The organism is Halomicrococcus pelagicus (genome assembly GCF_050954125.1).
The window spans coordinates 140,187-156,764 of record NZ_JBPBWC010000002.1 but is presented as its reverse complement, the minus strand read 5'-3'; the positions used below and the strand labels follow the sequence as shown (position 1 = coordinate 156,764).

Genomic DNA, 16,578 nt, shown 5'->3' with positions numbered 1-16,578 from the left:
GAATGAACGTCCAGACGCGACAGTCGTGCCGTGGTCCGACGATACCGTTCGTCTGCCCGCCCGGCACGACCTCACGCGCCGGCGGTGAGCGAATCCGACGGATTCGCGAGCCTCGGTGCGAACGAACGTGAACGAGCGCCGGTGGTCTAGTGGTAGGACATGAGCTTCCCAAGCTCATAGCCCGGGTTCAATTCCCGGCCGGCGCAGTTTCTCGAAACACAATGTTCCGGAGTGCTATCTCTGCGACGTATCGAGCGAAAAGGAACTGGCTCGCGCGACTCACCCGGACGTCGAACCACCGGTCGTTCCGGTGGTCTCACCGGCAGATGTCGTGCGGGTCGTTCCGTCGGTCGTTTCGTTCATCGCCGTTTCACTCACGCTTCGACGGGAACGCCTGAACGCACCTCCGTACTCACAGCTTTTTTCGCGAAACCGTCGACCGGTCGTCCGGTCCGCGTCGTTCCGGCTACCGTCGAGTGAAACGAACTCGACAGGTTCGATATCGAACGGCCGCGCCACTTTTTTACGTGGAGGAACGAGTGAATGTGAAGTGAGCAGTCGGATGAAATTCCATGTGTGAAGAATCGATGCGAGTGCTGTACGTCGCTAGCGATCCAGACGTCGCGGAGTCGCTCGAACGGCGGCGTTCGCCTCTCTCCGTGGAGATCGCGTGTTCGGCCGAACGAGCGCGCGAGCGGTTCGCGGACGAGTCGTTCGACTGCGTCGTCAGTCGGCTGGAGCTGCCCGACGCGGACGGTCTCTCGTTTCTCTCGTCGGTCGCCGACGCTCCCGTGGACGTGCTGGCGGTGCTCTACACGCCCCGGTACGACTCCGACCTCGTCGCCCGGACGTACGAGGCCGGCGTCGAGTACGTCCACGACGCCGACGACGAGTCGGTGGACGTTCTCGACCGGTTTCTCGCCAACCTCCCGTCGGTCCGGATCGAAAGTGCTCCCGAACGGTCCGAACGTCCCTCGGAGGAGGGTGCGACCGCCACGGACCGAATCGACTGGTCCGTGGACGACAACGCCTGGAACGACGCCGGGTCCAGGGAGCCGAGCCACCACCTCGCCGCCCTGGCCGCGACGACCCCGGACGTCATCCTGACCATCGACACCGACAGCGTCGTCCAGTTCGCCAACCCAGCCATCGAGAACGTTCTGGGATACGCTCCGGAGGACATCGTCGGTCGGCCGCTGACGACGGTGATGAGCGACGACCTGGCCGAGCGCCACCGGCAGGGGTTCCAGCGGTACCTCGACACAGACGAGCGCCACCTCGACTGGGACAGCGTCGAACTGCCCGGCCAGCACGCGGACGGGCACGAGGTGTCGCTCAGCGTTTCGTTCAGCGAGTACGTCGACGACGGCGAACGCCTGTTCACCGGCGTTCTCCGCGACGTCACCGAGCGTAAACGCCGCGAGCAGCAACTCACGCGACTCAACGAACTCGCGCAGGCCCTCGCGACGGCGGAGACGACGCAGGTGGTCTGCGACCTCGCGGTCGAGGCCGCCAACGAGGTGCTCGATCTACCCATCGCCCGCATCGAACTGTACGACGAGACGACTGGACGTCTCACTCCGGTCGCGGAGACGTCCGACGTCACCCAGCTGGTCGGCGACGATTCGCTGTTCGCGTCGGAGCGCGACGTGCTGTGGGAGGTGTACGCCACCCAAGAGGAGAGAATCCTGGACGACGTGCTCGCCGAAGCGGACCTCCCGGAGGAGGAGACGTCGCTTCGAAGCGCCATCGTCCTCCCCATCGGAACGGACGGCGTGTTCGTCAGCGGCGCGACGGAGCGGGACGCGTTCACCGAGGCAGAGACGGTGCTGGCACAGATATTCGTCGCGAACGTCGAGGCGGCCCTGGACCGGGTGGAGCGCGAACGGACGCTCCGCGAGCGCACGGCCGAACTGGAGACGCAGGCCGAGACGCTGGCGCGCGTCAACCGCATCAACAGCGTCATCCGGGAGATAACCCAGTCACTGACCCAGGCGTCGACCCGCGAGGAGATAGAACAGACGATCTGCACCCAGCTCGCGAACGCCGAACCGTACCGGTTCGCGTGGATCGGCGAGCAGGCGACCGTCGGCGGGGAGATAGTCCCGAAGGCGTCGGCGGGCGTCGAGCGCGGCTACCTGGACGAGATAACCGTCACGTCCGACGAGCGCCCGACCGGGCAGGACCGGCCGGGCGCGCGGCGCGCACGCACGAACCCCAGGTCCAGAACAACCTCGACGCCGACCCGCCGTTCGAGCCGTGGCGGACCGAGGCGCTCCGGCGCGGCTACCGCGCGAGCATCTCCGTCCCGTTAGTGTACAAGAACACGCTCTACGGCGTGTTGAATCTCTACGCCGGCCAGTCGGACGTCTTCGACGACGTTGAGGTCGCCGTGCTGCGGGAACTCGGCGAGATGATAGGATACGCCGTCAACGCGGTCGAGCGCAAGAAAGCGCTCGTCAGCGACTCCGCTGTTGAGCTACGGTTTAGCATCACCGACATGAACGTGACGGCGCTCCAGTTCGCCCGGCAGACCGGCAGTCGGTTCGAGTTCGAGGCGCTCGTCGAGCAGGCCGACGGGTCGCTTCGCGCGTTCTTCACCGTCTCCGGCGCGTCGTTCGAGGAGACCGAGCGGTTCGCCCGCGACACGTCGGTCATCCGCGACCTGAACCTCATCGCCGACCGCGACGGCGATCTCTTCTTCGAGGCGATCATCAGCGAGTCGAGCTTCCTGACGTCGGTGATGGAGTACGGCGCACACCCGACGGAACTGATCGCGACGCCCGAGGGCGGCGAGCTGACGGTCGAACTCCCGCAGAACGGCGACGTGAAGGCGTTCCTGGAGATGTTTCTCGACACGTACGAGGGAGCCGAACTCCTCGCGCGCCGCGAACTCGATCGCCCGATTCAGACGGAAGAGGAGTTCAAGGCGGTCTACGAGAAGCGGCTCACCCAGCGCGAGACCGAGGTGCTCCGGACCGCGTACTTCGCCGGCTTCTTCGAGTGGCCCCGCGAGAGTTCCGGCAGCGACGTCGCCGACATCCTCGGCGTGTCACAGCCGACGGTGAACCGTCACGTCCGGAGCGGCGAGCGCAAACTGTTCGAACTCGTCTTCGAGGGCGACTGAGCGCCGGGTCGACCGACCTTCGGGCCACCGCGTGACCGCGAGACCCGCGACTCGGCAGGGGAGGGGACGTCGGCGTGGACTGCTCTCAGTCGTCGAAGCAGCGCTCGAACGCCGCGTCGTCGCGTATCGCCAGTAGCTCCGCAGTTTCGCACTCTCCGAACGTCATCGGTCGCCGCCACCACGGTCCCTTCCCGGAGTCGCTCGAAAGGTCGGTCACCACGCGGTTCGCCGCCGTCCCCCGGTCGGGGCGACTGAGCGGGACCGCCGTCTCGTACAGCGCCGACCCGTCGTCGTCCCCCAGCAGGAGCACGGCGGCGTCGAACGCCTCGCGCTTGACGTGGGCGTTGTTCCGGAAGGGGTGGCGCTCGTCCGCGGACAGCGCCTCGAACGCCTCGCCGTCGAGGGGGTCGCGCGCCAGCCGGAACTGCCCGACGAGGTACGCCCCCCAGTCGTCGGCGACCCAGTCTCGCCGGTCGTCGTCCCCGCTCGTCGTGAGCGTCGCGTAGAAGAAGACGTAGTCGCCCGCGGCGAGGTCGAGGAGGGGTCGTGCCTTCACGCCGAAGGGGTCGCCGTAGGTGTAGTGCTCACAGCAGGGGTACTCGGCGAACTCCGGGTCGAGGTGGACGGGGCGCTCGCTCGCGCCGTCCGGCAGGTCGACGTCGAGGCCCAGGTCGGCGTACGTCGGCACCGGTTCGCCGGTGGGCTCGGACTCGGGGATGGGAACGTACTCGAATCGCCCGTCGGGGTAGACGGGACCGCGAACTCCGGGTTCGTTCGTGTTGGCGGCGACGTTCAGCGCGACGGCGCGAGGCATGTCGAGTCGTCGGTTCCCGGACGGCAAAAGTGCTCGCCACTCGATTCGGTGCAGTCGCTCCCGGCGGTCCGGACGCCGCCACGTCCCGGTTCCCCCCGTCCCCGTCACCACACGCCCAGCGGTTCGACGCAGTCGCGGCAGTAGGTGTACTCCGCGCCGTTCGCCGTACCGCAGTGGGGGCAGTGGCGAACCTCGGCATCGTCGTCCGCGTCGGCTGTCGCGTCGTCTTCGGCGAGTTCGTCCAGCATACGCTCGTTCCGCATGTCGTCCGGCGCGGACTGTTCGGCACCCGGCGGCGTCGAGTGCAGCAGGGGTGCGTCGTCGCTCCGTAGGTACCGGTAGATGAGCAACTGCAGTACCGAAAAGAGCGCGACGTACAGCACTATCCATCCCCAGACGTTCATGCCGTATGGTAGCATACGACTCCGAACTACTTGGTAGCTTCGCTGACGGGGACAAAGTCGCACTCTCGCCCCGAACAGACGGTGAGGCGGTGGATTCGTGGGAACTGTGTGACCGCCCGCCCGCCGGCGCGCGCGGACGGCGCGAACGCCGTTCGGGCGTGGATTCGACATTCTTTTGCACGCGCCTCGGGCACTGTCAGCCATGACTGAAGACGAGTTCGGGCCGCTGTTCGCCGTCTCGCCGCTCGACGGACGGTACGCCGGTCGGACCGCGCCCCTGCGGGAGTACGCCAGCGAGGCGGCGCTCATGCGTGCCCGCGTGCGAGTCGAAACCGAGTATCTCGTCGCGCTCGCCGACCTCGACGCGACGCCGCTGGAACTCGACGACGACGAGCGCCGGACGCTCAGGAGCCTGCACGAGGAGTTCGACGCGGAGGACGCCCGGGTCGTCAAGGCGCTGGAGACGGAGGGGTACGCGGGCTACCAGGCGACGAACCACGACGTGAAGGCCGTCGAGTACTTCCTCCGTCACGCGCTGCCCGACGACCTGGACCGCGTCTCGCCGTGGATTCACTTCGGGTTGACCAGCGAGGACGTGAACAACCTCGCGCATCGACTGCTCGTCGGCCCCGCCGTCGAGTCGGTCCTGCTGCCCGAACTCGCCGCGGTCCGGGACGAACTCGCCGCGATGGCCCGCGAACACCGCGACCTGCCGATGCTCGCGCGCACCCACGGTCAGCCGGCGACCCCGACCACGTTCGGCAAGGAGATGGCCGTCTACGCCGCGCGAATCGGCCGTGCGACGGGACGGGTCGAGCGCGCCGTCGACGGACTGTCCGGAAAGCTCGCGGGCGCGAGCGGCACCTACGCGGCCCACGTCGCCGCCTATCCCGACGTGGACTGGCGGACGTTCTCCCGCGAGTTCGTCGAGGGCCTCGGACTGGAGCACGCACCGCTCGCCACGCAGGTCAACCCCTGCGACGACCTCGCGGAACTGTTCGACGCGCTCCGGGGGGTCAACGACGTGTTGCTCGACCTGGACCGGGACATGTGGCTCTACGTCAGCGACCGCTACCTCGGCCAGGAGGCGACCGAGGGCGAGACGGGGTCGTCGACGATGCCGCACAAGGTCAACCCCATCGACTTCGAGAACAGCGAGGGCAACTGCTCGAAGGCCAACTCCGACCTCGTCTTTCTCGCCGACTACGTCACCACCTCGCGCCTCCAGCGCGACCTCTCGGACTCGACGGTCAAGCGCAACGTCGGCGCGGCCCTGTCGTACTGCCTGCTCGGCTACCTGAAGGCCCAGGACGGCCTCTCGAAGGTGGTCCCCAACGAGCAGGTCATGCGGGAGGAACTGGAGGCGACGCCGGAGATAATCGGCGAGGCGGTCCAGACCATCCTCCGTCGCGAGGGCCACGAGGACGCCTACGAGCACGTGAAAGATCTCACGCGCGGCGAGCGCGTCACCCTGGCCGACTTCCGCGACCTCTTCGACGACCTCGACGTGGACGCAGACACCCGGGAGGAACTCCGGGCGCTCACCCCCGCGGGATACACCGGACTCGCCGACGAACTCGTCGACGAACTCGACGGGTAGCGCCGCGTTCGCGGAGACGTCCCGGGCCGGCGTCCGTCTTCGCGGCGGGACGAGAAGAGAGCGCGGTCACCGATAGAGGTCGCGCTCGCCGTAGACGTACCAGAGGACGATTCCGCCGACGAGGATGCCGAGGACGGCGCTCACGCTCCCGACGACGAGACGGACCACGTCGAGCAGGACGTCCAGCGAGAAGACGACCATCGTCACCGTCCACCCCCACGACCGGAGCGTCCAGAGGCCGTAGACCACCAGCAACTGGACGACCGAGAGGACGACGCCGACCGCACCGACGACGAGACCGGCCCCGCCCATCGCCGCCAGGCCGAGACCGGCGAGGAGGCCGTACAGCCCGCTCAATCCCACGAGAACGCAGATGACCTTGATACCGGTGGGGGCCGTCTCCCGGTCCGTTCCGTGCGACGACTGGCTGGTCTCCATACGGACACGTTCGCCCCCGTCCAGATAAGTGCCGCGCACGGACGCCCACGGCGGAATCGCCGGGGGCGAACCCTTTATCCGGGAGCCACCCTTCTCCCCGGAACGACCGAACCGTAATGACCGAGACGGAACCCGAGACGCCGACGACCGAACAGCGCCCTGACGCCGCGGCGGGCGATTCGGACGCCGAGGAGACCGCCACCCCCAGCGACGCGTTCTCGGTCCTCGGCAACGAGGTCAGGATGGCCGCGCTACGCGCGTTGGCGGACGCGGATGGCCCGCTCACCTTCTCCGAGTTGTTCGAGGCGACCTCCGCCGAGAAGACGGCCGGGTTCGCCTACCACCTGCGACAGTTGACCGGTCGCTTCTGCCGGAAGACCGACGACGAGGAGTACGTCCTCACCTACGCCGGCCGCGAGGTGACGCGGGCCATCCGGGCCGGCACGTACACCGACAGCGTCGACGTCGATCCCATCCCGGTCGAGGACCCCTGTCCGTTCTGCGGCGCACGCGCCCTCGAAGCGACGGGAACGGACAACTACGTCGCCATCGCCTGCCGGGCCTGCGAGCGTCCGACGCTCTCGCTGCCGTTCCCGCCCGGGGGCCACCGCGGTCACGCCCGCGAGAACCTGCTCTCGGCGTTCGACCGCCACCACCGCCACCGCCTCACGCTGCTCGCCGACGGCGTCTGCCCGGAGTGTAGCGCGCCGGCGGAGGCGCGCGTCGAGTACCGCGACGGTGAGGAACTGCCGGACGAGCGACCGCAGGTGGCGTTCGACTGCGAGCGCTGTGGCTGTCGACTGCGCTCGCCCGTCACGCTGGCCGTGCTCGAACACCCCGCCGTCGTCGCGTTCTACCACTGCCACGGCGTCGACGTGCGCGACCGCCCGCTGTGGAACGTCGGCGAGGAGTGGCGCGAGCAGGTCGTCTCCGAGGAGCCGTGGTGCGTCCGCGTCTCGACGGAACTCGACGGCGACGTGCTGGCGCTGTTCGTCGCCGAGGACCTGACGGTCGTGGAGACACGCGAGTCGACGACGGCGGCGTCCTGACCCCCTACGAGGCGGACGCGTCGAGCAGACCCAGCGCGTCGAGCCGCGACCGGCGCTCGTCGTCGTCGAGTTCGCCGTACTCGGGTGCGACAGTCGCGACGCTGACCGTCTCGGGCGCGACCCCTTCCTGGTCCTGACGCGATTCCGCGAGCGCCTCCAGCGCCAGGTCCACGCCCTGCTCGACCGAGAGGCCGTCGTCGTAGTTCGCTTCGAGGAACTCCCGGACGTCCCCGTCGTTCGCGCCGATGGCGGTCGCCCGCCACTCGCGGGGCGTCCCGGAGGGGTCAGTCTCGAAGAGACGGGGTTCGTCGTCCATCCCGCCCACCAGCAGCGCCGCGCCGAACGGACGCGCGCCGCCCTGCTGGGTGTACTCCTGGACGTGGTCGGTCAGCGCCTTGGTGAACGGTTCGACGCCCATCGCCTCGCCGTACCGCAGGCGGTCGCCCTGCGCGCGCCGCCGCCCGAAGTCGACGAGTCGCCTGGCGTCGGCGACGTGCCCCGCGCTGGCGAGGCCGACGTGGTCGTCGACCTCGTGGAGCTTCTCGACGCTCTCGGCTTCGAGGAGGGGCGAACGCAGTCGACGACTCGCCGCGAGCACAACGCCGTCCTCGGCCCGGACGCCGACGCTCGCGCTGCCGCGCCGGACCGCCTCGCGGGCGTACTCGACCTGGTAGAGGCGACCGTCGGGCGAGAAGATGTTCGTCCCACGGTCGTAGGCCTGCTGGTCGCGGTTCCCGTTCATGCCGCCACCTCCGTTAGCTCCGCCGGGTCGTCGTACACTTCCATCTCGACGCCATCCTCCGTTATCTCGGCGAGCGTGAGGCCGTTGCCGCTGGCGGTGTCGCGCTCGGTGGCGGCGTCGACCGCTCGCGCGGCGGCGCCGCGGGCGGCCTCGCGCGAGAGCCCCGTCTCGGCCTGCGTCTCGCACTCGCGTTCGAGCACGCCGTAGGCCAGTTGCATCCCGCTACCGCGGGCGACGTAGTCGGCTTCGAGCACGCCGCCACCCGCGTCGAGGTCGTAGACGTGCGGTCCCGCGGCGTCCACCCCGGCGAGGATGGGCTGTGCGGCCCGGTACGGCCCCTCCCGGAGGCGGTTGCCGGCGAGGGTCGCCAGGGCATCCATCGTCGGCGGGTCGCCGCGCCGACTGCCGTAGAGGCTCGCCTCCGACCGCAGCGTCCGGACGAACGCCTGGAGGTCGCCGACCGACCCCGCGATGGTCAGCGCCGCGGTCGGGTGGACCTGCGCTATCTTCTTCACGTCCTTGTTCGAGACGAAGCGTCCGCTGCCGACGCTCGCGCGCTGGTCGGCCGCCGCGACGACGGCGTCGCCGGCCGCCAGCGCGACGGTGGTCGTTCCGGTCTTGGTCACCGAGTCGTCCGTGTCGTGCATGGACGTACGGAGGGGCCAGCGACGGAAAAGTATTAGCTAAAATATATTTTAGCTGTAATTGAGGGCGCTAAGCCCCCTTCCTCAAGCGCGAGCGAAGCGAGCGGTAGGGAGGGGAGACAGCGCCCGCACAGTTCGCAAGCAGTTCCTCCGTGACAGAAACAGGAAGCCCTGTCCTCACCAAGCGAGGGGCGGGTAGCCCCGAGCGCGGTAGGGCAGGGTAGTTCACCCGGCGAAGCGACCGGTTCGTCCGTGACGGTCGGAACGCCGCGACGCCCGTCCTGTCAGGCGATGTCCCGGAGTCGCCCGAGCATCGCGTCCTTGTCGCAGTCCGTTATCGCCAGCGAGAAGCCGTCCAGGCGCGCGAGCTTCGGGGCGTGTTCCCACAGGTCCTCGCGGTCGAGGCCGTGGAGGACGACGGCGTTCGGCGTCGGCGTGACGACGCGCATCGCGACCAGCGGGGACTCGCCGCGCGTGACGTTCGTGAACACCAGCGCGCGACTCGTGCTCTGGCCGTAGAGGCTGTAGAACTCCTCGCTGGAGAGGCGGGTGATGGCCTGAATGCTGTCGATGACCGTGTGGCCCGACACCTGCGTCTGGCCGCCGTCCGCGAGCTCCTCGGCGTCGATGGCGTCGTAGAACCGCTCTAAGTCGATGGCGGTCGGATACTCCTGGAGGTCGTTGACGATGTCGCTGTCGAAGCCCGCGGAGATGACGCGGGCGTACTGTCGAATTCGGTCGCCGCCCCGGCGCTCGTCGATGTCCAGCAGGGCCGCGACGACGCGGCTGACGACGCCGATGCCGGGGTTGTCGCGCCGACCGCTCTCGTAGTCGCTGACGACCGACGACGACACCTCCAGCTGGTCGGAGAGGTCGGTCTGGGAGACGTCGAAGTCCGTGCGCCACTTCCGGAGCGTCGCCCCGGGGTCGTCGCTCAGCGTCACCTCTCCCGCGATGCGCTCGGCGAGGCGGCGACGTGCGTCGGTCATGTCTCCGTCTGTGCGAGTTGCCCGCAAAAACGTGTCGATATCGGGGTTCGACGCGCGACGAAACGGTCAGCCGAGCGTCACGTCGAGATACAGCATCACGACGACGCCGACCATCAGGCCGAGGGTGGCCGCGCGCTCGTTCCCCCGGGCGTGGGTCTCCGGCACTATCTCGTCGCTGATGACGAACAGCATCCCGCCCGCCGCGAAGCCCATCGCGTAGGGTAGTATCGGATTCGCGGCCTGTACCGCGACCGCACCGAAGACGGCCAGCGGTATCTCGACGACGCCCGCCCGGAAGCCGGCGACGGCGGCGTAGAACAGCGACCCGAACCCGGCGTTGCGGGCGGCGACCGAGACGGCCAGTCCCTCCGGAACGTTCTGGATACCGATGGCGAGCATCAGCGCGAGTGCGTTGCCGAGCGACGCCGGGTCGCCGTTCGCGGAACCGAAGCCGACGCCGACCGCCAGTCCCTCCGGCATGTTGTGGAGCGTGATGGCGACGATGAAGAGCAGGACCGACGCCACCCGGTCAGGGTCGGCCGCCCCATTCGGTCGCGTCCGACCCGTGATGACGACGTGGACGTGGGGGACCCACTGGTCGGCCCGGTCGAGGACGGCGACGCCGAGCGCGATGCCGAGTATCACGGGGACGACGCCGCCCTGGGGATGTTCGATGCCGGGGAGGATGAGGCTCGTGAAACTCGCCGACAGCATCACGCCGGCGGCGAACCCCAGCGCGGCGTCGAGCGAGCGCTCGGAGGGGTCGCGCCACACCAGCACGAGCGCCGCCCCCAGCGTGTTGAACGCCGCGATGACGACGCCGGCCAGGAGCGCCTGCCAGAGCGGGTTCTGTCCGGCGATGTCGACGAAGAGATCGGCCAGCGTCGTCACGGATGTCGTCCGGTCGAACCGAGGAATGACGGGACCAAAAAGACCAGTGGACCCGCCGCTCGATTCGAACGCGTCCTTTAACCGCGCGAGGCCCCCAGAGCGAGGCATGCAGAGCCTCGAAGCCGAACTCGAGCAGGCCCGGGCGCTCGACCCCGACGACCTCGCGGACGCCATCGAGGCCATCGGGTTCGAGTGTACGCGTTGCGGCGCCTGCTGCAAGTCGGAGAAGGACGACCCCCACACCGCGACGGTGTTCCCCGACGAGGTCCGGGCGCTCCAGGACGCCACGGGGGAGACGTGGCGCGACGTCGCCCGGCCGATGCCGTACGGCCTGGAGGACGCGGATGGCGACCCGGCCGGCGAGACGTTCGAGTGGGCGCTCGGGACGGACGGCTGCGGCGACTGCCGGTTCTACGCGGAGGACGACGACGGCACCGGCGCCTGCACGGTCCACGCCGACCGCCCGCTGGTCTGTCGGACCTACCCGTTCAGCGTCGCGCTCGGCGGCACCAGCCAGCCGATGGGCGAGGCGGTCGACGAGGAGGGGCTGGTCCGCGCCCACGAGTGCGAGGGGCTGGGCCGGGACATCTCGCGGGACGACGCCGAGGAACTGGCGGGCGCGCTGAAAGAGCGCGCTGTCCGGGAGATAGAGGAGGCCATCGCGGTCCGGGACGAGTACGAACCGGCGAACCCCGGCGCGGGCGAGGTGGTCGTCCACGATTCGGAGGGCGCGAAGCGGCCGGACGGGACGCCGTACGAGGGGTAGGTCCCACTCACTTTTTGTTCGGCGACCCGAAGGGTGGCGTATGACCGACGAGCAACCGGACCGCAAGGAGTCCGGGTTCAAGGAGACGACCCGCGTTCGGACGGCCCGCGAGCGCCTCCGCGAGACAGTCGCCGGCCACGACCGCACCGAGCGAGTCCCGCTGGACGCGGCGGACGGGCGGGTGCTCGCCGAGGCGGTCGTCGCCGAGCGGAACGTTCCACACTACCCGCGGGCGGCGATGGACGGGTTCGCCGTGCGCGCCGAGGACACCTTCGGCGCGAGCGACCGCTCGCCCGAGATTCTGCGCAGCGCAGGCGAGGCAGCGTCGGTGGAACCGGGCGCGGCGGTCCAGGTCCACACCGGCAGCGAACTCCCCGAGGGCGCGGACGCCGTGGTGATGATAGAGCACGCGGACGAGCGAGGCGGCGACCTGGAGGTCTTCGACGCCGTCGGGGCGGGCGAGAACGTCGCGCCGGTCGGCGAGGACGTTGAATCGGGCCAGCGCCTCTACGACGCGGGCCACCGCCTGCGCCCCTCCGACCTCGGCCTCCTGAAGTCCGTCGGCGTGCGCGAGGTCGAGGCGTACGAACCGCCGTCGGTGGCCGTGATTCCGACCGGCGAGGAGCTGGTCGCCGAGGACCCCGCTCCGGGCGAGGTGGTCGAGACGAACGGGCTCACCGTCTCGCGGTACGTCGAGCGCTGGGGCGGTGCGGCGACCTACCGCGACGTGGTGACCGACGACCCGGACGCCCTGCGCGAGGCCGTCGAGCGCGACAGCGACCACGACGTGGTCGTCACGACCGGCGGGTCGTCGGTCGGCGAGCGCGACCTGCTCCCCGAGGTCGTCTCGGAACTGGGCGAGGTGGTCGTCCACGGCGTCGCGCTGAAGCCCGGCCACCCCGTCGCGCTCGGCGTCGTCGAGGAGACGCCGGTCGTGATGCTCCCCGGCTACCCCGTCGCCAGCATCGTCAACGCCGTGCAGTTCCTGCGCCCCGCGACGAAGTGGGCCGGGAACCTGCCCGTCCCCGACCCGCCGACGACGGACGCCCGACTCGACCGGAAGATACGGAGCGAACCCGGCGTCCGGACGTTCGCGCGGGTGTCCCTGACGGACGAGGACGGCGAGCGCGTCGCCACGCCGACGCGGGCCAGCGGTTCGGGAATCCTCTCCAGCGTCGCGCTGGCCGACGGCTGGGTCGTCGTCCCCGAGGCGAGCGAGGGGATTCCGGCGGACGAGGTCGTCGCGGTCCAGGACTGGGAGGCCCTGCCATGAGTTTCGGACGTGAGCGTTCGCGTCGTTTCGGCCGGCCGGCCGACCGCAAGCGGTCGACAGAGTGGGTCGACAGACGACTGCACGATGCCGGAGGACCGGCACCCGACGCTGGGGGGTGGCGTCAGTGAGTGACCGCAAGGAGTTCCGCGACCTCGCACCGCCCGAGCGAGCGCACGAGGCCATCGCCTCGCTCGACCTCGACCCCGACCCCGAGACGGTTCCCCTCGACGACGCCCAGGGCCGGGTCCTCGCGGAGCGGCTGGACGCCGCCCTCGACGTACCGGGGTTCGACCGCGCGAGCATGGACGGGTACGCCGTCCGGGCGCGGGACACCTTCGGTGCCGACGAGGCCGACCCCGTCGTCCTCGACCTCGTCGGGGCGGTTCACGCGGGCGAGAAGCCGGACGCCGCGGTCGGCGAGGGCGAGGCGGTCGAGATATCGACCGGCGCGGTGATGCCGGACGGCGCGGACGCGGTGGTGATGGTCGAGCGGACCGACGAGGTGGCCGACGACGGCCCGGGCGTCGCGGTGCGGACCGCGCTCGCGCCGGGGGACAACGTGATGCTCGCCGGGGCGGACGTCGCGGCCGGCGAGCGCGCGCTCGGCCCCGGAACGCGGCTCACGGCCCGCGAAATCGGCCTGCTGTCCGCGCTCGGCGTCGACGAGGTACCGGTCCGGGGCCGCCCGCGGGTCGGCATCATCTCGACGGGCGACGAACTCGTCCGGCCGGGCGGCGACCTCGACAGCGCCGCGGGCGAGATATACGACGTGAACAGCTACACCGTCGCGGCGGCGGTCGAGGAGGCCGGCGGCGTCCCCGAACTCTACCCCCACGCCGGCGACGACTACGAGGAGATGGAGCGCATCCTGCTGGAGGCGGCCGGGGAGTGCGACCTCGTGCTCTCGTCGGGGTCGACCAGCGCGAGCGCGGTGGACGTCATCTACCGCGTCGTCGAGGAGGGCGGCGAACTCCTGCTGCACGGCGTCGCGGTCAAGCCCGGCAAGCCGATGCTCGTCGGCCGCCTGAACGAGTCGGCGTACGTCGGGCTGCCGGGCTACCCGGTCTCGGCGCTCACCATCTTCCGGACGTTCGTCGCGCCGGCGGTCCGCGAGGCGGCGGGGCTGCCGGAGCCGCGGACCGCGACCGTCGCCGCCGAGATGGCCGTCGAGGAGCGCTACGGCGAGGGCCGCACCCGGCTGATGCCGACCGGTCTCGTGGAGGATGCGACGGGGACGACGCTCGCCTACCCCGTGGACAAGGGCAGCGGCGCGACGACGAGCCTCGTGGAAGCCGACGGCGTGGTCGAGGTGCCGGCCGACACCGCCTACCTGGCCGAGGGGGAGTCGGTCGACGTGCAACTGTTCTCGCCGGACGTGCGCCCGCCGACCGTCTTCGGCGTCGGCGAGGACGACCCCGCGCTCTCGCGGCTGCTCGACCGACTCGACCGACCGCGCTACCTCGCGGTCGGGAGTCGGCAGGGGCTGCGTCGGCTCCGCGACGGCGTGCCGGACTTCGCGGTGGTCACCGGCGAGCGGACGGAGGACGTCGACGCGACGGAACTCGCCTCGTACCGCCGGGAGTGGGGGCTGGTCGTCCCGTCGGGGAACCCCGAGGGCGTCGACGGACTCGCCGACCTGGTCGACCGGGACCTTCGGTTCGTCAACCGCGGGACCGACTCGGGCCTGCGGACGACGCTCGGTAACGCCCTCGCGGACCTGGCCGACGACCGCGACGTCTCGCGCCACGACCTCGTCGAGTCCATCGCCGGGTTCGAACTCGCGGCGAAGGCCCACGAGAGCCCGGCGCGGAAGGTCGCGGCGGGCGAGGCGGACGCCGGTCTCGGCCTGCGGGCGACCGCCGAGAAGCTGGGGCTGGGGTTCGTCTCGCTCGGCGAGGAGGAGGTCCGGGTGCTGGGGAACGACGCGCGGCTGGAGAAGGCGGGGGTTCGAGCGCTCCGGGAGGCCCTCGATTCGGCGCTAGTCGGTGTACTCGACGGACTGACCGGCGTTCGACAGTAAATCATCGAACGTCTCGACGCGGTAGTCGCCGAGCACGCAGTGTCGACGATTGTCGGGTCCGTGGCGCTCGACGTGGACGGCGTCGAGGCCCGCGTTCCACGCCGCGCCGACGTCGCTGGAGCCGTCGCCGGCGAGGACGCCGCGCTGTCCCGCGTGAGCGCCGATCTCGTTCATCGTGTACTCGACCGGGGACGGGTCGGGCTTCCAGCCCAGTTCCTCGTCGCAGCAGACGACGGCGTCGAACCAGTCGCGGATGCCGAGTTCGTCGATGACGGGGTGGGCGAGGAACGGCTGGCAGTGCGTCACGAGGCCGACCGGACAGTCGAGGTCCGCGACGAACGCGGCGTCGTCGTAGAGGAAGGTCTCCTCCGCCCGTAACTGCGGGTCCTCGATGTCGTGGAACGCCTCCCAGAACGTCGGCGGGTCGATACCCCACTCGCGCAACTGAGCGTCCCGCGACCCGCCGAGTCCGTGCCAGATGATTTCCGCCTCGCGGTCGGTGAACTCCCGACCGAGGCGGTCGCTCACGCGGTCGAACACCTCGCGGGTGTACGACCACTTCGTGTCGATGAGCGTACCGTCCAGGTCGAGCAGCCAGAAGTCGTACTCGCGGGCGACCATCGGGACTGTTAGTGTAGCATCCTCGCAACCATAAGCATTTTGACTGGAACTCCGAGAGGAACTCGCTCTCGCGCCCCCGGAACACCCCCCTTCAAGACCCGCGCTACCGACTCGGCTACCATGACGAAACAGGACCGCCTGGACGAGTTTCTCGCGGAGCGCGACCTCGAATCCGTCTGGTTCGCCCGGCCGAACTCCTTCGCCTGGCTCACCGGCGGGGACAACGTCGTCGACCGCGCCGGTGACGTCGGCGTCGCGGCAGTGGGCTACGACGGCGACGGTCTCCGCGTCGTCACGAACGACATCGAGGCCCAGCGGCTTCGGGACGAGGAACTGGACGACGACGTGCCCGTCGCGGAGTTTCCGTGGTACGAGTCGTCGCTCGCGGAGGCGGTGGCGGAGCGCGCCGCGACGCCCGCGGCGGCGGACTTCGACGTGCCGGGCTTCGAATCCGTCGACGCGTCGCCGCTGCGCCAACCGCTCACGGACGAGGACGCCGACCGCTACCGCGAACTCGGCGAGACGACGGCCCGCGCGGTCGAGGCCATCTGCGCCGAACTCGAATCGACCGACACCGAGCGCGAGGTGGCGTCCGCGGTCCGGGGTGCGCTCGACGCCCGCGGCATCGAGTCGCCCGTGGCGCTGGTCGGCGGTAGCGAGCGCGCCCAGAAGTACCGCCACTACACGCCGACCGACGCCGAACTCGGCGACTACGCGCTCGTCTCCGTCACCGCCGAACGCGACGGCCTCTACGCCAGCCTCACTCGGACCGTCGCGTTTGACCAGCCGGAGTGGCTGCCCCAGCGCCACCAGGTCGCCGCCACGGTCGAGGTGACCGCGCTCGCCGCCACCCGGCGCGTCGCGGAACTGGACGGTCGCGCGTCGGACGTGTTCGACGCCATCCGGGCGGCCTACGAGCATCTCGGCCACCCCGACGAGTGGCAGCGCCACCACCAGGGCGGTGCGGCGGGCTACGCCGGCCGCGAGTGGATAGCCACGCCGACGACGGACGCCGAGATACGCCTCCCGATGGCGTTCGCCTGGAATCCGACGGTCCAGGGCGCGAAGAGCGAGGACACCGTCCTCGTCGACGAGGACGGCATGGAGGTGCTGACCGGGACCGGCGAGTGGCCGACACAGCCCGTGATGGCCTACGACTACGAGGCGGCGTTGGAACGCCCCGCCGTGCTCGAACCGTAG

15 protein-coding genes, 1 tRNA gene and 1 pseudogene are annotated in these 16,578 nt (G+C 70.1%); 9 read left to right on the top strand and 8 right to left on the bottom strand.

Annotation, left to right across the window (positions count from 1 at the left end; all coding sequences use genetic code 11):
* Positions 1–135: 135 nt before the first annotated feature.
* The 3 genes and pseudogenes from ACRYA2_RS05485 to ACRYA2_RS05475 all read left to right on the top strand — a co-directional run bounded on the left by ACRYA2_RS05485 (position 136) and on the right by ACRYA2_RS05475 (position 3,127).
* Positions 136–206 (top strand) — tRNA-Gly (locus tag ACRYA2_RS05485).
* Positions 207–572: 366 nt separating this feature from the next.
* Positions 573–1,859: pseudogene (locus ACRYA2_RS05480) on the top strand (PAS domain S-box protein); the annotation flags it as partial.
* Between the two features lie 206 nt (positions 1,860–2,065).
* A complete protein-coding gene (locus ACRYA2_RS05475) occupies positions 2,066–3,127 on the top strand; it encodes a bacterio-opsin activator domain-containing protein (RefSeq protein WP_433625042.1) in 1,062 nt (353 codons plus the stop codon).
* An 85-nt stretch (positions 3,128–3,212) separates the two neighbouring features.
* Here ACRYA2_RS05475 and ACRYA2_RS05470 read toward each other — a convergent pair whose 3' ends face one another.
* Together ACRYA2_RS05470 and ACRYA2_RS05465 are read right to left on the bottom strand one after the other, a co-directional pair.
* Positions 3,213–3,941 (bottom strand): Nmad3 family putative nucleotide modification protein, encoded by a 729-nt coding sequence (locus ACRYA2_RS05470; protein WP_433625040.1) that lies wholly within the window; start codon positions 3,939–3,941, stop codon positions 3,213–3,215.
* Positions 3,942–4,045: 104 nt separating this feature from the next.
* Entirely contained in the window at positions 4,046–4,345 is a 300-nt protein-coding gene (locus ACRYA2_RS05465) for a DUF7577 domain-containing protein (protein WP_433625038.1), read from the bottom strand.
* A 202-nt stretch (positions 4,346–4,547) separates the two neighbouring features.
* Here ACRYA2_RS05465 and purB point away from each other — a divergent pair, with 202 nt between their 5' ends.
* Entirely contained in the window at positions 4,548–5,945 is a 1,398-nt protein-coding gene (gene purB / locus ACRYA2_RS05460; protein ID WP_433625036.1) for an adenylosuccinate lyase, read from the top strand.
* Between the two features lie 66 nt (positions 5,946–6,011).
* Here the strand turns inward: purB and ACRYA2_RS05455 are convergent, their stop codons facing one another.
* On the bottom strand, positions 6,012–6,383 hold the full coding sequence (locus ACRYA2_RS05455; RefSeq protein WP_433625034.1) for a DUF2127 domain-containing protein: 372 nt from the start codon (positions 6,381–6,383) through the stop codon (positions 6,012–6,014).
* 116 nt (positions 6,384–6,499) lie between these two features.
* On the opposite strand from ACRYA2_RS05455, the gene ACRYA2_RS05450 reads away from it, so the two are divergent.
* A complete protein-coding gene (locus tag ACRYA2_RS05450) occupies positions 6,500–7,432 on the top strand; it encodes a DUF7351 domain-containing protein (protein ID WP_433625032.1) in 933 nt (310 codons plus the stop codon).
* A gap of 4 nt (positions 7,433–7,436) precedes the next feature.
* On the opposite strand, the gene psmA is transcribed toward ACRYA2_RS05450, so the two are convergent.
* From psmA to ACRYA2_RS05430, 4 genes are all read right to left on the bottom strand, one after another.
* Positions 7,437–8,174 (bottom strand): archaeal proteasome endopeptidase complex subunit alpha, encoded by a 738-nt coding sequence (gene psmA, locus ACRYA2_RS05445; protein ID WP_433625030.1) that lies wholly within the window; start codon positions 8,172–8,174, stop codon positions 7,437–7,439.
* A complete protein-coding gene (locus ACRYA2_RS05440) occupies positions 8,171–8,821 on the bottom strand; it encodes an Ntn hydrolase family protein (protein WP_433625028.1) in 651 nt (216 codons plus the stop codon). The genes psmA and ACRYA2_RS05440 overlap by 4 nt, the downstream gene beginning before the upstream one ends.
* A gap of 281 nt (positions 8,822–9,102) precedes the next feature.
* Positions 9,103–9,807: a helix-turn-helix domain-containing protein gene (locus ACRYA2_RS05435; RefSeq protein WP_433625026.1), complete on the bottom strand. Its 705-nt coding sequence runs from the start codon at positions 9,805–9,807 to the stop codon at positions 9,103–9,105.
* Between the two features lie 66 nt (positions 9,808–9,873).
* A complete protein-coding gene (locus ACRYA2_RS05430; protein ID WP_433625024.1) occupies positions 9,874–10,698 on the bottom strand; it encodes a ZIP family metal transporter in 825 nt (274 codons plus the stop codon).
* 106 nt (positions 10,699–10,804) lie between these two features.
* Here ACRYA2_RS05430 and ACRYA2_RS05425 point away from each other — a divergent pair, with 106 nt between their 5' ends.
* The 3 genes from ACRYA2_RS05425 (at position 10,805) to ACRYA2_RS05415 (ending at position 14,757) form a co-directional block, all read left to right on the top strand.
* Positions 10,805–11,464, top strand: a complete 660-nt coding sequence (locus ACRYA2_RS05425) for a YkgJ family cysteine cluster protein (RefSeq protein ID WP_433625021.1) — start codon at positions 10,805–10,807, stop codon at positions 11,462–11,464.
* Positions 11,465–11,504: 40 nt separating this feature from the next.
* Positions 11,505–12,737, top strand: a complete 1,233-nt coding sequence (locus ACRYA2_RS05420) for a molybdopterin molybdotransferase MoeA (protein WP_433625018.1) — start codon at positions 11,505–11,507, stop codon at positions 12,735–12,737.
* Between the two features lie 124 nt (positions 12,738–12,861).
* Positions 12,862–14,757 carry a molybdopterin biosynthesis protein gene (locus ACRYA2_RS05415; protein ID WP_433625015.1) on the top strand — a complete coding sequence of 632 codons (1,896 nt, stop codon included), beginning with the start codon at positions 12,862–12,864 and terminating at the stop codon, positions 14,755–14,757.
* On the opposite strand, the gene ACRYA2_RS05410 is transcribed toward ACRYA2_RS05415, so the two are convergent.
* Positions 14,716–15,378, bottom strand: coding sequence for an HAD family hydrolase (locus tag ACRYA2_RS05410; protein ID WP_433625013.1), 663 nt, complete (start codon positions 15,376–15,378; stop codon positions 14,716–14,718). The two genes, ACRYA2_RS05415 and ACRYA2_RS05410, sit on opposite strands and share 42 nt — an antisense overlap.
* 120 nt (positions 15,379–15,498) lie before the next feature.
* Between ACRYA2_RS05410 and ACRYA2_RS05405 the strand changes: the two genes are divergently transcribed.
* Entirely contained in the window at positions 15,499–16,578 is a 1,080-nt protein-coding gene (locus tag ACRYA2_RS05405; protein WP_433625010.1) for a M24 family metallopeptidase, read from the top strand.

Coding starts and splice junctions, on each gene's coding strand:
- ACRYA2_RS05440 (WP_433625028.1), bottom strand. CDS start 8,821: ATGCACGACACGGACGACTCGGTGACCAAGACCGGAACGACCACCGTC.
- ACRYA2_RS05455 (WP_433625034.1), bottom strand. CDS start 6,383: ATGGAGACCAGCCAGTCGTCGCACGGAACGGACCGGGAGACGGCCCCC.
- ACRYA2_RS05470 (WP_433625040.1), bottom strand. CDS start 3,941: ATGCCTCGCGCCGTCGCGCTGAACGTCGCCGCCAACACGAACGAACCC.
- psmA (WP_433625030.1), bottom strand. CDS start 8,174: ATGAACGGGAACCGCGACCAGCAGGCCTACGACCGTGGGACGAACATC.
- purB (WP_433625036.1), top strand. CDS start 4,548: ATGACTGAAGACGAGTTCGGGCCGCTGTTCGCCGTCTCGCCGCTCGAC.
- ACRYA2_RS05465 (WP_433625038.1), bottom strand. CDS start 4,345: ATGAACGTCTGGGGATGGATAGTGCTGTACGTCGCGCTCTTTTCGGTA.
- ACRYA2_RS05405 (WP_433625010.1), top strand. CDS start 15,499: ATGACGAAACAGGACCGCCTGGACGAGTTTCTCGCGGAGCGCGACCTC.
- ACRYA2_RS05420 (WP_433625018.1), top strand. CDS start 11,505: ATGACCGACGAGCAACCGGACCGCAAGGAGTCCGGGTTCAAGGAGACG.
- ACRYA2_RS05425 (WP_433625021.1), top strand. CDS start 10,805: ATGCAGAGCCTCGAAGCCGAACTCGAGCAGGCCCGGGCGCTCGACCCC.
- ACRYA2_RS05450 (WP_433625032.1), top strand. CDS start 6,500: ATGACCGAGACGGAACCCGAGACGCCGACGACCGAACAGCGCCCTGAC.
- ACRYA2_RS05435 (WP_433625026.1), bottom strand. CDS start 9,807: ATGACCGACGCACGTCGCCGCCTCGCCGAGCGCATCGCGGGAGAGGTG.
- ACRYA2_RS05410 (WP_433625013.1), bottom strand. CDS start 15,378: ATGGTCGCCCGCGAGTACGACTTCTGGCTGCTCGACCTGGACGGTACG.